13 protein-coding genes are annotated in these 14085 nt (G+C 65.8%); 3 read left to right on the top strand and 10 right to left on the bottom strand.

Going from position 1 to position 14085, the window contains the following annotated elements; genetic code table 11:
* Positions 1-3: 3 nt before the first annotated feature.
* Positions 4-1344: a sensor histidine kinase gene (locus tag CLU90_RS12600; RefSeq protein ID WP_232731182.1), complete on the bottom strand. Its 1341-nt coding sequence runs from the start codon at positions 1342-1344 to the stop codon at positions 4-6.
* A gap of 131 nt (positions 1345-1475) precedes the next feature.
* Here CLU90_RS12600 and cqsA point away from each other — a divergent pair, with 131 nt between their 5' ends.
* On the top strand, positions 1476-2720 hold the full coding sequence (gene cqsA / locus CLU90_RS12595) for an alpha-hydroxyketone-type quorum-sensing autoinducer synthase (protein ID WP_092711121.1): 1245 nt from the start codon (positions 1476-1478) through the stop codon (positions 2718-2720).
* 3 nt (positions 2721-2723) lie between these two features.
* Here cqsA and CLU90_RS12590 read toward each other — a convergent pair whose 3' ends face one another.
* The 3 genes from CLU90_RS12590 to CLU90_RS12580 are packed head-to-tail and all read right to left on the bottom strand — an operon-like array spanning position 2724 to position 4874.
* Positions 2724-3191, bottom strand: coding sequence for a MarR family winged helix-turn-helix transcriptional regulator (locus CLU90_RS12590; protein WP_092711119.1), 468 nt, complete (start codon positions 3189-3191; stop codon positions 2724-2726).
* A 57-nt stretch (positions 3192-3248) separates the two neighbouring features.
* Positions 3249-3596, bottom strand: coding sequence for a GIY-YIG nuclease family protein (locus CLU90_RS12585; protein ID WP_092711117.1), 348 nt, complete (start codon positions 3594-3596; stop codon positions 3249-3251).
* A 12-nt stretch (positions 3597-3608) separates the two neighbouring features.
* Positions 3609-4874 carry an MFS transporter gene (locus CLU90_RS12580; protein WP_100428074.1) on the bottom strand — a complete coding sequence of 422 codons (1266 nt, stop codon included), beginning with the start codon at positions 4872-4874 and terminating at the stop codon, positions 3609-3611.
* A 131-nt stretch (positions 4875-5005) separates the two neighbouring features.
* Here CLU90_RS12580 and CLU90_RS12575 point away from each other — a divergent pair, with 131 nt between their 5' ends.
* Complete coding sequence (locus tag CLU90_RS12575; RefSeq protein ID WP_100429440.1) at positions 5006-5401, top strand: group II truncated hemoglobin; 396 nt, start codon at positions 5006-5008, stop codon at positions 5399-5401.
* Positions 5402-5406: 5 nt separating this feature from the next.
* Positions 5407-6768, top strand: a complete 1362-nt coding sequence (rmuC, locus tag CLU90_RS12570; protein WP_092711113.1) for a DNA recombination protein RmuC — start codon at positions 5407-5409, stop codon at positions 6766-6768.
* 27 nt (positions 6769-6795) lie between these two features.
* Here rmuC and CLU90_RS12565 read toward each other — a convergent pair whose 3' ends face one another.
* The 6 genes from CLU90_RS12565 to chrA all read right to left on the bottom strand — a co-directional run bounded on the left by CLU90_RS12565 (position 6796) and on the right by chrA (position 14076).
* Positions 6796-7587 (bottom strand): hypothetical protein, encoded by a 792-nt coding sequence (locus CLU90_RS12565; protein WP_100428073.1) that lies wholly within the window; start codon positions 7585-7587, stop codon positions 6796-6798.
* Between the two features lie 57 nt (positions 7588-7644).
* On the bottom strand, positions 7645-8562 hold the full coding sequence (locus CLU90_RS29300; protein WP_157808813.1) for an MHFG family PEP-CTERM protein: 918 nt from the start codon (positions 8560-8562) through the stop codon (positions 7645-7647).
* A gap of 301 nt (positions 8563-8863) precedes the next feature.
* Complete coding sequence (locus CLU90_RS12550) at positions 8864-9646, bottom strand: hypothetical protein (RefSeq protein WP_100428070.1); 783 nt, start codon at positions 9644-9646, stop codon at positions 8864-8866.
* Positions 9643-11490, bottom strand: coding sequence for a molybdopterin molybdotransferase MoeA (gene moeA, locus CLU90_RS12545; RefSeq protein ID WP_232731181.1), 1848 nt, complete (start codon positions 11488-11490; stop codon positions 9643-9645). Before moeA ends, CLU90_RS12550 begins: the two co-directional genes overlap by 4 nt.
* Before the next feature lie 62 nt (positions 11491-11552).
* On the bottom strand, positions 11553-12674 hold the full coding sequence (gene moaA, locus CLU90_RS12540) for a GTP 3',8-cyclase MoaA (RefSeq protein ID WP_100428068.1): 1122 nt from the start codon (positions 12672-12674) through the stop codon (positions 11553-11555).
* A gap of 28 nt (positions 12675-12702) precedes the next feature.
* Positions 12703-14076 carry a chromate efflux transporter gene (chrA, locus tag CLU90_RS12535; RefSeq protein ID WP_232731180.1) on the bottom strand — a complete coding sequence of 458 codons (1374 nt, stop codon included), beginning with the start codon at positions 14074-14076 and terminating at the stop codon, positions 12703-12705.
* Positions 14077-14085: the final 9 nt, after the last annotated feature.

Raw genomic sequence — 14085 nt, 5'->3', positions numbered from 1 at the left:
GCGTCACCTCGCGCGGTGGATGGATGGAAAACGGCTGTGCGTGGGCACGGGCAGGGGCTGGGGAAATTCCAGCACGAAGATGGCGTAGGCGCCTTCGCGCGCGACGCAGCGGATGCGCGCCTGCCAGGCTTGCATGATTTGCCGGCACAGGGCCAGGCCGATGCCGCTGCCGTTGTGCGAGGGATAGGAATAGAAGCGGTCGAAGATCAGCGGCAGGCGGCTGGTGGCGATGCCGCAGCCCGTGTCGATGAACAGCACGCGCGGCACGGGATGGGCGCCATCGATGATGATGCGCACGCGCCCCTTGCCGGCGCGGTGGATGCTTTTCAAGGCATTGCGCAGCAGGTTCAGCAGGATCACCACGCACAGTTCCGACTGGCCGGGAAACGTGAAATCGGCGCGCACGTCGACCTTGACGATGTCGCGCTGGGCCGTGCTGGTAAACGGATAGCGGCGCAGCACGGCCGCCACGCTGTCGTGCATGGCCACGGCTTCGTTGGCTTCGAGCTTGCGGTTGACGGCGCTGGCGCTGAGCAGGAACAGGTCGATCATGTGGTGCATGTGCCGCACTTCGAACTGGATGCGCGCCAGCGCTTCCCGGCTGGCAGCGTCCGGCGGCTGGCCTTGCAGGTTGCGCTGCAGCCCGCGCACATTCGCCTCGACGCTGACGAGGGGTGTGCGCAATTCGTGCGCCACGCTGCCCAGTCCGGCCGCCAGCCCTGCCAGTTTCTCTTGCGCGCCCACGTTGCGCCCCACCTTGACCACGGATAGCACGGCAATCGTGAACCAGTGCACGGGCAATTGTTCCAAGACGTCTCGGTTGAGCAGGAAGGCGGGATCGCCGGCCACGGCAAACGTCAGGCAGGCCAGCAAGGTGCCGCTCAGGTAGGCCAGCATGGCGATGCGCGTATCGAAATGAAACAGCACGACCAGCGCCACCAGCAGCGAATGCATCCACATGGGCGAGGCGTGATTCATCAGGAACATGTACGTGAAGAAAAACGGCAGTTCAAAGGTCAGTCCCAGGAACAGGTAGACGCTGAACCAGGTATTGCTGAAGCGGTCAGGCCATAGCGCGGGCAGGAACAGCAGGGCCGCCACGGTGCGCAGCAGCGGCGATTCGTATTCTTGTGGAAAGAAATAATGCCATAGCGCGTAGTACAGGGGCATGCCCAGCGCACCGATGAGCGCCAGCGTACGCACCTGGGCGCGCCGCGCGGGCGTGTGTTCGATGGCGTCGTGGAAATGCAGGAAAGGCTGGAGCAGCTTGCCTTGCCACTGTTTTCCGGAAGGGGACTGCGCATGCATCATGGTCAGGGGGGCGTGTTCGTTGAGGCGGGTCAATACACCATGATCGGCGGGTTCCCTCTGTATCTGCACAATATCGACATAACTGTTGAGCTGTATCAAACACTTGCCGGATGGCTCGCGCATGTTGGACGCGGTAGTTCCCTCGCAACCAATCAGGAGTTCTTATGTTAAACGCCATTTCCCCCCTGCAATCCCCCGCCGTCCGCGCCGAACAAATGATGCCCGCCTTTGTGTGTGCGCGCATGGATGAACATTACGTCGAGCGCATTGAAAAGCTGCTCGGCGGCCAGCACTTGCATGAATGGCAAGCCATGCCAGCCCGTGCGGTCATGCTGGCAGGTAATGATTACCTGAACATCGCCGGCGAGGCGGCCCTGCTGGCGGCCCAGGCGCGCGTCTTGCAGGGCGGCGGCGCGATGCTGATGTCGTCCGTATTCCTGCAGGAAGGCAGCCGCCAGCACCGGCTCGAACAAAAATTCGCGGACTATCTGGGCAGCGAAGCGTGCGTGCTGGCGCAGTCGGGCTGGGCCGCCAACGTGGGCTTGCTGCAAAGCCTGGCCGGGCCCGGCATCCCCGTGTACCTCGACATGCAGGCCCATGCGTCGCTGTGGGAGGGCGTGCAATCGGCGCAAGCCGTGCCTGTTGCTTTTCTGCACAACGATGGCGCCCATTTGCAGCGCCAGCTCGACAAGCATGGCCCCGGCATCATCGTCGTCGATGCGCTGTACAGCACGAATGGCAGCGTGGCGCCGCTGCTGGAGATGGTGGACATCGCCGAGCGCAGCGGCAGCATGCTGATCGTCGACGAGTCGCACTCGCTGGGCACCCACGGCCCGCAGGGCGCGGGCCTGGTGGTGGAGCTGGGCCTGGCCGAGCGCGTGCATTTCCGCACGGCGTCGCTGGCCAAGGCGTTTGCGGGGCGGGCCGGGCTGATCACCTGTTCGGCCCGCTTCAAGGGGTATTTTTTGTCCGCCTCGCGGCCCGCCATCTTCAGCTCCTGCCTGCTCGAACACGAGCTGGCGTGGTTCGATGCGGCGCTCGACTTCATCCGCGTCGCCGACGTCCGCCGCGCCGCCTTGCGCCGCCACAGCGTGCAGCTGCGCCAGGGACTGATGGATCTGGGCTACAACGTCAGCGACGGGACCGAGCAGATCATCGCGCTGGAAGCGGGCAGCGAACCCGATACCTTAATTTTGCGCAAGGCGCTGGAACGGCATGGCATTTATGGCGCCGTGTTCTGCGCGCCAGCCACGCCGAAAAACCGTTCGCTGGTGCGGCTGACCCTGAATGCGGGCTTGCGCGAGGACGAGTGCGCCAGAGTGCTGGCCGCCTGCGCCGCGATCCGCGACGAGACGAGCATGGCGCGCTGGCCATCGACGCGGCGTTTGCGCAAGCTGGCGCTGGTGTAAACGTCAGGCCTGGCCAGGCAGGTTGCCGGCGATGCCGTTCAATAGCAGGGACAGGGGCGCCAGCTGTTCCGCGCTGGCATTGCCCAGCAATTCCTGGCCCAGCGCCTGCGCCGTCGTATTCGCGTGCGCCAGCAATGCCAGTCCCGCCTCGGTGATGGCGGCGTAGCCGACGCGGGCATCGCGCGCATCGGCCTGGCGCGCCACGAGGCCGATTTTTTCCAGCGGCATCAGCGAGCGCGTGATGCCCGAGGCCGTCAGCGCCAGGCGCTCGGCCAGGTCGATGCGGCGCAGGCGTCCGCCGGGCGCCCGCTGCAAGTGGTACAGCAATTGATAATCGCCAAAGCTCAGGCCATGCAGATTGCCCAGGGTGCTGTCGAAGCGGCGCACCAGCATGGCCTGGGCGCGCGCCAGGCGCAGGCAAAAGTCCAGCGCGCTGCCGCCGTCCGGCGGCGGGGAAGTGTGATCGGTCATGACGTCCTTTTCATTTGCTGCGTGGTGCGTGAGTGCGCAAGTGTAAAGCATGGGCGCTCAATAGCGTGGCTGCCCCCGCTCCTGCAGTTGTTCCAGGTGCAGTGCCAGCAGGGCATCCAGCTCGGCATCCGCATCGAAAGCGGGATCGGCCGATGGCATGACGGTGTCGATGATGTCGAAGCGGAAAGCCGCCTCGCCGTCGCGCCGCCAGTCCGCCTGCAGGCGCGCATTGCGGTGCGAGCCCAGCGCGAGTTCGAAGCGGTGGCGGTTCAGCGCGCCGGGCGCGTTGCGGCTGCGTTCGAGCAGGGTGCATCCGCTGGGCACATGTCGCAGCGCGATGATGCCCAGCGCGGGCGCTTGTTGCCGGTAAGCTGCCTTCAGGGCGGCTTGCTGTGTTTTATCCATGGTGTGGTTTCCTCAAGTTTGGGTGACGTGGTCGGTGCTTGCGATGCGCGCAATATCCGTGCACAGGGCGGCGGCGATGGCGGCGGCCAGCAGCAGGGCGCCCCCGGCGCAGAACAGTTCGCCCACGCTCAGGTGGCGCAGCAGCGCGCCCGTGGCCGCCGCCGACAGGGGCGCCAATCCCAGGAAGATGCCCATGAACACGGCCATCGCCCGGCCCAGCATGGCGGGCGCCACGCGCCGCTGTATCCACGTAAAGATGGCCACCTGCACGTAGCCGCCCAGCAATCCCGTGACGGCCAGCAAGGCCGCGCCCTGCCAGGCGGTATCGATTTGGCCCAGCGCCATCAGCAGCAAGCCCACGACCGCATCGACGAGCAGCAGGGCGGCGCCGAAGCGGCGGCGCAGCCAGGCGCCGCCCAGGCTGGACGCCAGCATGCCGGCCAGGGTGCCGGCGCCGTGCGTGCCCATCAATAAACCGAGCGCCGGGGCGCCGTGCAGGCGTTCGCTGGCCAGCACGGGCAAGGCCACTTGCAACGGACCCATGACGAAGAAGGCCACCACGGCCCAGTAGGCATAGCAGCTGCGCAAGGCCATGTCGCGCCACACCATGGCCAGGCCCGCCGCCATGTCGCGCCACATGCCCTGCGCCGCCGCGGCCGCCGGTGGCCGCAGGCTGACTTGCCGCAAGGTCCAGGCGGAAAACAGAAACGTCAGCGCATCGATGGCAAAGGCGGCGGCCAGCGCCGCCATGCCGGTTTGTTGCCCGCCATCGTGGGCGCCGAGCACGAGCGCCGCCAGCAAGGGGCCGGCCAGCAAGGACAGCTGTCGTGCGCCCATCTGCAGGCTGTTGGCCGTCTGCAGTGTTTGCAGCGGCACGGCTTGCGGCACGATGGCCGTGCCGGCGGGAATGGCGAAGGCGGACGCGATACCCAGCGCCAGCGCGGCCGCATACGCGAGCGCCAGGCTGGCCTGGTCCAGCATCAGCAGGCCGGACAGCGCCAGCAGGATGGCGGCGTTCGCATATTTACTCAGCAGCAGCACGCGCCGGGGCGAGTAAAGGTCGGCGACGGTGCCGCCCAACAAGATGAGCACGGCGCGCGGCGCACCCATCAGGGCCACGGCGATGCCCAGGCTCAGGCTATCGTTTGTCAGGCTCAGCACGAGCCAGGGCAGGGCCAGCATGCTGAACTGGTCGCCCAGCATGGACACGAGGCCGCCACCGAGCAGCCAGCGGAAGTTGGTATTGCGTAGCAAAGGAGGTTGGGCGGTGGTTGACATGCTGTTTTATCTCTCGTTAAAAATTGCATGGTATTTGATAAAAGCTTGATTGGTCAAGTATATCGCCATTTATTGTGGCAGAGAGCGCCGGCGCCGCATGGGGCGCCGGCGCTTGCGCTATCATGGCGGCCATGACTGATACCACTGCCCCCACCCTGTACGAGACCATCGGCGGCGCCCCCGTGCTGCGCGAAATGGTCGACCGTTTTTATGACTTGATGGAGCTCGAGCACGAGTTCGCCGGCATCCGCCTCATGCATCCGCCGTCGACGGACGGCTCGCGCGACAAGCTGTATTTCTTTTTGACAGGCTGGATGGGCGGACCGGATTTGTATATCGAGAAATTCGGCCACCCGCGCCTGCGCGCCCGTCACTTGCCGTATGCCATCGGCACCAGCGAGCGCGACCAGTGGCTGCGCGCCATGGCCTGGGCCATGGAAGACACGGGCATCGAAGAGTCCTTGCGCGTGCGCCTGATGGAATCGTTCTATCAGACGGCCGACTGGATGCGCAACAAACCTGACTGACACCCATGAGCCCAATCGAGTTTTACAGCCTGCTGGGCGCCGCCATCGTCGCCATCGTCCTGTTGCTATTGATCTTGCTGCGCCCCCGTGGCGCGGCCGGCGATGGCGCCACCACCCTGGCCTTGGTGCAGCAGCACCAGCAGCAAAGCCTGGAACGCATCGACCGGGTCGAACGCGAAGTGCGGCTGCAACTGCAGGCGTCGGCGCAAGCGACGCGGCAAGACCTGGCGGCCGGCCTGGCGCAATTCCAGGCGGCCACCCTGCAGCAGCTCGACAGCCTGCGCACGCAGATGCAGGCGCAGGGCAAGGTCGGGCGCGAAGAACAGGCGCAAAGCCTGGCGCGCTTTGCCGAGAGTACCAATCAAACTTTGGCGCAGCTGACGGAATCGAATGCGCAGCGCATGCTGGAAGTGCGCGCCACGCTCGAGAACAAGATCCGCGACTTGCAGGCCGACAATGGCGCGCGCCTGGAAGAGATGCGCAAGACGGTCGACGAGAAACTGCACGCGACCCTGGAAACGCGCCTGTCCGCCTCGTTCCAGCAAGTGTCGGAGCGGCTGGAAAAAGTCCACCAGGGCCTCGGCGAGATGCAGCAGCTGGCGCTGGGCGTGGGCGATTTGAAGCGGGTGCTCACCAACGTGAAGACGCGGGGAACGTGGGGCGAGGTGCAGCTGGAAATGCTGCTGGAGCAGGTACTCACTGTCGACCAGTACGCCAAGAACGTGGAAACGGTGCCGGGCAGCGGCGCGCGCGTGGAATTCGCCTTGAAACTGCCGGGCATGGTCGACGGCGGACCGCCCGTGTGGATGCCGATAGACGCGAAATTCCCCAAGGAACAGTACGAGCGCCTGGTCGAGGCGGCCGAGCGGGCCGATGCCGATGGCGTGGCCCTGGCCGGCCGCGAGCTGGAGCGGGCCGTGCGCGGTGAAGCGAAAACCATCGCCGAGAAATACCTGGCGCCGCCGCTGACCACCGACTTTGCCATCCTGTTCCTGCCTACGGAAGGGCTGTATGCGGAAGTGCTGCGCCGCCCGGGGCTGGCCGACGAATTGCAGCGCGTGCACCGGGTCAGCATCGCGGGGCCATCCACCCTGACGGCTTTGCTCAACAGCCTGCAGATGGGTTTCCGCACCCTGGCGCTGGAAAAGCGCTCGTCCGAAGTGTGGCAGGTGCTGGGCGCCGTGAAGACGGAATTCGGCAAGTTCGGCGAGGTGCTGTCGCAAACCCGGCTGACCCTGGAAAAGGCGGCGAAAAATATCGAAAGCGCGGAAGTGCGCAGCCGGCAGATGGCGCGCAAATTGAAATCCGTGGAAGCCTTGCCGGGCGAGGCGGCCGCCTTGCTGCTGGGTAAGGCGGACGCCGAATAGCGCCGCCTCGTTCGCCGCAGCGGCCGGCTAAGTCTGCTGGTCTTGCTGTTCCTGCGCCATCTGATGGTTGACTAGTTCAGCGGTGATGCTGCCCGGCGCATCGAGTTCGCGCTGTGCCAGCGCGCGCATGGCGTCATTTGCCAGGCCGGCTGGCAAGGCGGCGCACAGTGCGTCCGCCTCGGCGGCTTGTCCCTGTCCGCGCAGTATGGCAGCGGCGATTCGCACGTCTTTTACCAGATTCATCAACTCCGCCGCCAGGCGCGGCGCCGTGTCCGGCGCAGGAAACAGGGGCAGGCTGGCGGACAGGGCATTGACCATATCGAGGTGTTCCAGCGGGGCGCGGTGATAACGCTGCGCCAGCGCGAAATTGCCCGCTTCGACGACGGCTGGCAAGGCTTGCCAGGCGTACTGGCGCGCCAGTTCGGGGGCGCATGTGTCCAGCTGGGCGAACAGCTCGGCGGTGGAACGGGCATCGCCGAGCGTGTCGTTCATTTCGGCGATGAGCGAGAAGCGCGACCTGCGGCCAAACGTGTTGCCTGCCTGCGGCGCGCGGCTGTCGTGGCGGCCGAAATCATGCTGGCCCGACAGCAGCAACTGGATTTGCGCATCACGCTCCGCCTGCAGGGCGGCGTACGCCGGCGCGTATGCCTCGGCCAAAAACTTCCACTCCAGCATGATCATGAAATAGCTCGACCTCGCCGGATTCAGGGTTTGCCCGGCCTCGGCGAACAGCTGTTGCAGTAGCGGCAGCGCTTCCGCATGCCGGCCCTCGTTGCGCAGTGCAATGAGACGTGTCGAACGGCTATCGATGTCGGGCATGGCGGTCCTTGTCTGGAATGCACCATAGTAACAAGTCCGCACACGGCTGGCTACGCCTCAGGCGGCATGCTTGCCGGCACGGTTTTTTCTGGCACCGAAGGCCAGAAACGCCAGTCCTGCCAGCAACATGCCCCAGGTTTGCGGTTCCGGCACGGCCGGCAAGACTGTCGGGCCGGTGGGCGGCAAGGTGGGGATGATCACCGTGGGCGGCACGATGATGCTGCTGCCCTGGTCTGGCGGCATGCCGCCACCGCCACCGCCGCCGCTTCCGCCGCCGAATCCGGCCGGCGGCGTGATGCTGCCGACGGTACGCACGTGATCGAAGGGCAGGAAGGGAATGCTGGTCACTGCGGGCGGCATGGTGCCGCCCGTGAAAGAACCGCCGCGCAAGGCGTCGGGATTGTCGATCACGGGCACGCCTGCCGCTTCCGGCGCGGCGGGCACGGCGGCGACGGGTGCCGCACCGCCGGGCGCGGCACCGGCCGCCGGCGGCGCCGATGCGAGCGCCTGCGTGATACGGCTGACGTTGCGGCAAATCGTCGGCACGAGGATGCACTGGCCCTGCACGCAATACACGAGTCCCCTTTCCTGCATCTGCTCGCTCCAGCCCGCGCGCGTGACATTGCGGCAGACACGGCCCGGGCCGAAATGCATGTCGCTGATGCGCGCGTTGTAATTGCCCTTGCCGCGGATGGCGTCGCGGCTGATCACGACGATCTCATCGTACTGGCGCGTGCGCATGCGCTCCTTCAATTGTTCGCGCACGGGCGGCGCGATATCCGTATAGCGGTCCACGGCCGCGACCACGTCACCCATGAACGGGTCGACGCCGGGACGGTTCCAGTTGCAGTTGTCGAGCACGTCGGCGCGCGCGATGCCTTTCGCGCTGGCGGGCAAGGGCGCCAGGGACAAGGTGGCAAGCAGGCATGCCGCACCCAGCAAGCTGACTCCCGCGATCCAAGAGCTGTGTCTCATTCTTAGTTTCCTCGTGAAAACAATATCAAAATTGAACTTTTTATGCGAGTCCGAATGTTATCACCGAAGAAACTTCAATATCAACTAATAAATAAAATTATTACAATTAGTGTTGTGTTTATTGATCTATTGTAAGTGGAAATGGTTAATATTTTTATCTCGATAGGCAAGCGCCTGCTGCACAGGGAAAATTCGTGCAAAGGGGAAATGCAAACGGCCCGCGCAGGGCGGGCCGGTGGGAATGAGGTGAAGGTGAGGCGGGCGCGCCGTCGGCAGACGGCGGTGAGGCCGGAAATGCGTGTTAGATGCGGTCTGGACAGGCTTGCGTATCGAAGGCGGGATAGCCAACGGCGGGCAGCTTGTGCAGCCACGTGCGCATCAAGGTGCGCGCGCCTTGTGCATCGTACTGTCGCCCTTGTTGCAAATCTGCGGCGAGGGTGTCCAGTTCCGCGCAGATGGATTGCTTGCCGGACTGGGCCGCCAGCAGCGACGCCAGCAGTTCTGGCAGCACCTCAGCCGCCGGCGCCGCCTGGCGCGTGGCCCGGTAGTGCAGCCAGTAGCGCTCGGCGACGTCGCCATCAAAGCTGGGGAGGAAGCCGAACATGGCGTCATCGTGGCGCAAGCGGTACACAGTGGGGAAGTAATGCGGACCCGTCAGTTCGCCAGGGAAGAGGTCGCGTCGCAGGACGTCGATGGCCAGCGATCCGTTGCGCTCCACGCGCACGGGACTGGGCGAATCGTACTGGTCGACGCTGGCCATGGAGAGTGAGCTGCCTTGCGTAAAGATGATCTTCTGCGTGTAATGGCGTCCGCCCAGGTGGCCGCACAGGGCCATGTAGCGATCATTAATGGCGGTCACGGCCGCAACGTTGCCGCAGCCGGGGCGCAAAGGCGTGTTTTCCTGCCACACGAGCGCCTGGTCGGCGGTGCGCACGAGGCGGATGCCGCCCACGGTTTCGCCGTGCAAGTCGCCTGGCGCTGTTTCGATGCGTTCGTCGAAGCGCGCCGTGTAGCCATTGCTGCGGACTTCGCCTGCATATGCCGTCATGCCCTGCAGCAGGGCCATCACCAGCAGCAGTTTCATATCAATCCATGGAACAGCACGACGTCGACCAGGTCGCCGGCCGCCACGTGGCCTTGCGCTTCATGCAGCACGATCATGCAATTGGCTTGCGTCATCGAGCGCAGGATGCCCGAGCCTTGCGCGCCCGTCACGCGCACGTGCTGGCGTCCGTCCGCGCCCCGTTCGACGATGCCGCGCTGGTATTCCGTGCGGCCCCGTTTCTTGCGGATGGGCGCTTGCGCCGCCACCTGCAGCAGCGGCAGGGTGGATGTGTCCGCATCGGCGCCCATCAGACGCAGCAGGGTGGGGCGGGCGAGAAAATAAAACGCGGCCATCACGGCCACGGGGTTGCCGGGCAGGCCTAGCAGCAATGCCGTGTCGCCGTGGCTGGCTATCCGGCCAAAGGCCATGGGGCGGCCCGGGCGCATGTTGATGTGCCAGAAAGCCACTTCACCGAGGCGGGCGAGGATCTCGCGCGTAAAATCGGCCGCGCCGCTGGACACGCCGCCCGAGGTGACGATGACGTCGGCCTGGGCGCAGGCGCCGCGCAGGGCCGCTTCCAGCGCTTGCGGATTATCCTTGACGATGCCCATGTCGAGCACTTCGCAGCCCAAACGGGTCAGCATGCCCAGCAGGGTGTAGCGGTTGCTGTCGTAGATGCAGCCGGCGTCGAGCGGCTCGCCGATCGAGCGCAACTCGTCGCCCGTGGAAAAGAAGGCCACGCGCAGGCGCCGGCGCACGGGCACCGTGGCGATGCCCAGCGAGGCCAGCAGCCCCAGTTCGGCAGGTCCGAGTAGTTTGCCCTGCAGCAGCGCAGGCTGGCCCTGCATCAGGTCTTCGCCCTTGAAGCGGCGGTTGTCGCCGGGGCGGATGCTGTCCGGCGCGATGGTGATGCTGTGCTCGCTGGCTTGCCGCACCAGTTCCTGCGGCACGACGCTGTCGCAGCCATCGGGCATGACGGCGCCCGTCATGATGCGCGCGCATTGCCCGCGCCGCACGGTGACCGTGCCGGGTCGGCCCGCCAGGATGGTGTCGACCACGGCCAGGGTCAACGGCACGCTACCGCCCAGGTCGGCCCCGTGCAGCGCATAGCCATCCATGGCGGAATTGTCGTGCGCGGGCACGCTGATGGGCGAGATGATGTCGGCGGCCAGGATGCGTTCGAACGCTTGCGGCAGCGGCAGTTCCTCGATCTCGGCGACGGGCGCGACCGTGTCGGCCAGGATGGCTTGCGCCATCGGCACGCTCAATCCCTGCGCCTGCAGGGCGGCCAGTTCGTCCGGGGTGTTGATGTTGCCGAACGCGGCGCCGTCCTCGAACAGTACTTCGGCCAGTCTCAAGGGACCGTGCCAGGTGCGCATGCGGCGCTCGCCGGCGCGCAGATACGAGTCCAACTGGGGCAGGGCCGAGGTTTTTACCAGGCAAAAGACGGGGTGCGGGCGGCGCACGGCCAAGCCCGTCGCCGGGTCGATCTCCTCGGTGACGGCGATGGCCAGGTCGGCATCGCCGTCGATCAAACCGGCCGCCAGGCGCGCCGCCAGGTCGGGTGGCAGCAATGGCGAATCGCAGGGCACCGTCAGCAGGTAGGGCGTGCCGGCGTGCCGCATGCCGCTGTGTAAACCAGCCAGCGGGCCCAGCTGGCCCGGCAGCGCATCGGGCCACACGGGCAGGCCGAAGCTTGCGTACTCGCCCGCATCGGCGTGGACGCTGATGGCCAGCTGGCCCACCTGCGGCGCCAGGCGCTGCAGCACGTGGCGCGCCAGGGGCTGGCCATGCAGTGGCAGCATGCCCTTGTCGCGCTGGCCCATGCGCGTGCCGAGGCCGCCGGCCAGGATCAGGCCGGTAATGTCGTGTTTGTTGATCATGTCAGGTAGGAAAATTGGTGCATGCGCCATGGTAGCAGCGCGGGGCGTGCGCCGCCCCGGATTCAGCCGCCGATGTACGACATTTCCACTTTCTTTTTACCGTGCTCAAGTGCACCGCCCGTCAAATCCGTCTGGCTGGTGCGCAATTGCGAATAGCGGTCGCCGCGGCCGCGCCACAGTTGCGCGACGGCCGAGGATATTTCCGCATCGCTATGGCCGCCCCGCAGCAGGCTGCGCAAGTCGTGGCCGCTGCTGGCGAACAGACACGTGTACAGCTTGCCTTCGGTCGAGAGGCGGGCGCGGCTGCAGTCGCCGCAGAACGCTTGCGTGACGCTGGAAATGAGGCCGATTTCGCCGCCGCCATCCGCATAGCGCCAGCGCGCCGCCGTCTCGCCCGTGTAGTTCGGGTCGATGGGCAGCAAGGGCATGTGCGCGGCGATGCGGCGCACGACTTCGGCCGAAGGGATGACTTCCTGCAAGTTCCAGCCGTTCGAGGCGCCCACGTCCATGTATTCGATGAAGCGCAGGATATACGGCGTACCCTTGAAGTGGCGCGCCATGGGCACGATTTCCTGCTCGTTCATGCCGGCCTTGACGACCATGTTGATCTTGATGGGCCCCAGGCCGGCGGCATGCGCCGCAGCTATGCCGTGCAGCACGTCGGCCACGGCGAAATCGACGTCGTTCATGCGCTTGAAGGTGGCGTCGTCGAGCGAGTCGAGCGACACGGTGACCCGGTTCAGGCCCGCATCCTTGAGCGCCTGCGCTTTTCTGGCCAGCAAGGAACCATTGGTCGTCAGGGTCAGGTCCAGCGGCTGGCCCGACGGCGTGCGCAGCGCGGCCAGCATGGCGATGAGTTTTTCGATATTCTTGCGCAGCAGCGGTTCGCCGCCCGTCAGGCGTATCTTTTCCACGCCGTGTTCAACGAACAGGCGCGCCACGCGCGTGATTTCCTCGAACGACAGCAAATCCGTGTGCGGCAGATACACGTGGTTCTTGTCGAACACATCCTTCGGCATGCAATACACGCAACGGAAATTGCAGCGGTCGGTAATCGAGATGCGCAAGTCGTGCAGGGGCCTGCCCAGGCGGTCGGCGACGTTGCCGCTGGGACTTTCCAGGCGCTCGGGTATCGCCACGGCCCCATTGCGGGCCTCGGCGAGGTAGATAATCTTGTCAGCCATGAAAGGTAATGCGCTTACGTAAAGTCGTTCAAGGCAGATACGATAGCACGAGGCCGAAGATGGCACAGGCGAGCAGCAATTTGATGGTGCCCATTTGAAACTTGATCAGCGCCACGCCGGCCGCCAGCGCGATGAGCGTCGCCAGCCAGTCCCAGTGCGGCAGCGGGTTGTCCGGCCAGAAAACGTGGCGGCCAAAGAACAGGGCCAGGCTGGCGATGACGCCCACCACGGCCGCCGAAATGGCCGTCAGGGGCGCGCTCAGGCGCAAATTGCCGCGCGACGCTTCCACGAGCGGCGCGCCGGCCAGGATGAAGATGAACGAAGGCAGAAAAGTAAACCAGCTGGCGACGAGCGCGCCGCACACGCCCGCCAGCCACAGCTGCTCGCCCGCGATGCCTGCCGCATGGCTCCAGCCGCCGACAAAACCGATGAAGGCAACGATCATGATCAGGGGGCCGGGCGTCGTTTCGCCCAGGGCCAGGCCATCCATCATTTGCGCGCTCGTGATCCAGTGGTAATGGTCGGCGGCACCCTGCACCAGGTAGGGCAGCACGGCATACGCGCCGCCGAACGTGAGCAGGGCCGCCTTGCTGAAAAACACGCCCATCTGCGCCAGCGGCTGGTCCGTACCGCCCGCCAGTGCCAGGCCCAGCCAGACAAAGAAAGCCAGCGCCAGGCCCAGTGCGCAGGTGGCCAGCAGGCGCGGCCACCTGAAACGCGCGTGGTCCGGCGTGGGCGTGTCGTCATCGATCAGGGCGGCGCCGTAGCGGGCCGCGCCGCCATGCGACGCGCCGTTGGCATGAAAGTGCGCGGGCAGCCAGCGCCCGCCCGCCATGCCCAGCAGGGCAGCGGCAAGCACGATCAGCGGAAATGGCAGATGAAGCGCGGCGATGGCGGCAAATGCGGCCGCCGCGATGGCGATCAGACCGGGGCTGCGCAAGGTGCGCCGGCCCAGGCGCCAGGCGGCCGCCACCACGATGGCGACGACGGCCGGCTTGATGCCGTACAGGACGCCGGCGATGGCGCCCACGTGGCCATACGCCATATACAGCCAGGACAGGACGATCAGCACCAGCAGCGAGGGCAGCAAAAACAGCAGGCCCGCCACCAGGGCGCCGCGCGTGCGGTGCATCAGCCAGCCGATGTAGATGGCCAGCTGGGTCGCTTCCGGCCCCGGCAGCAGCATGCAGTAGTTCAGGGCGTGCAGGAAACGCTGCTCGGAAATCCAGCGCCGCTTTTCCACCAGTTCCGCATGCATCATGGCGATTTGCCCGGCCGGGCCGCCAAAGCTGACGCAGCCCAGCTTGAGCCAGTACCAGAAGGCGTTGCGCAGGCTGACGGGGGCGGGAGGCAGATTGGCGTTCTCGTGCATGGCGGGCGGATGGCAGCAAAAAGTGGACATAAAAAAGGG

Source organism: Janthinobacterium sp. 67 (genome assembly GCF_002797895.1).
Classification (GTDB): domain Bacteria; phylum Pseudomonadota; class Gammaproteobacteria; order Burkholderiales; family Burkholderiaceae_D; genus Janthinobacterium.
The sequence above is the reverse complement of the archived record's forward strand: the minus strand, read 5'-3'. Positions and strand labels throughout refer to the sequence as shown.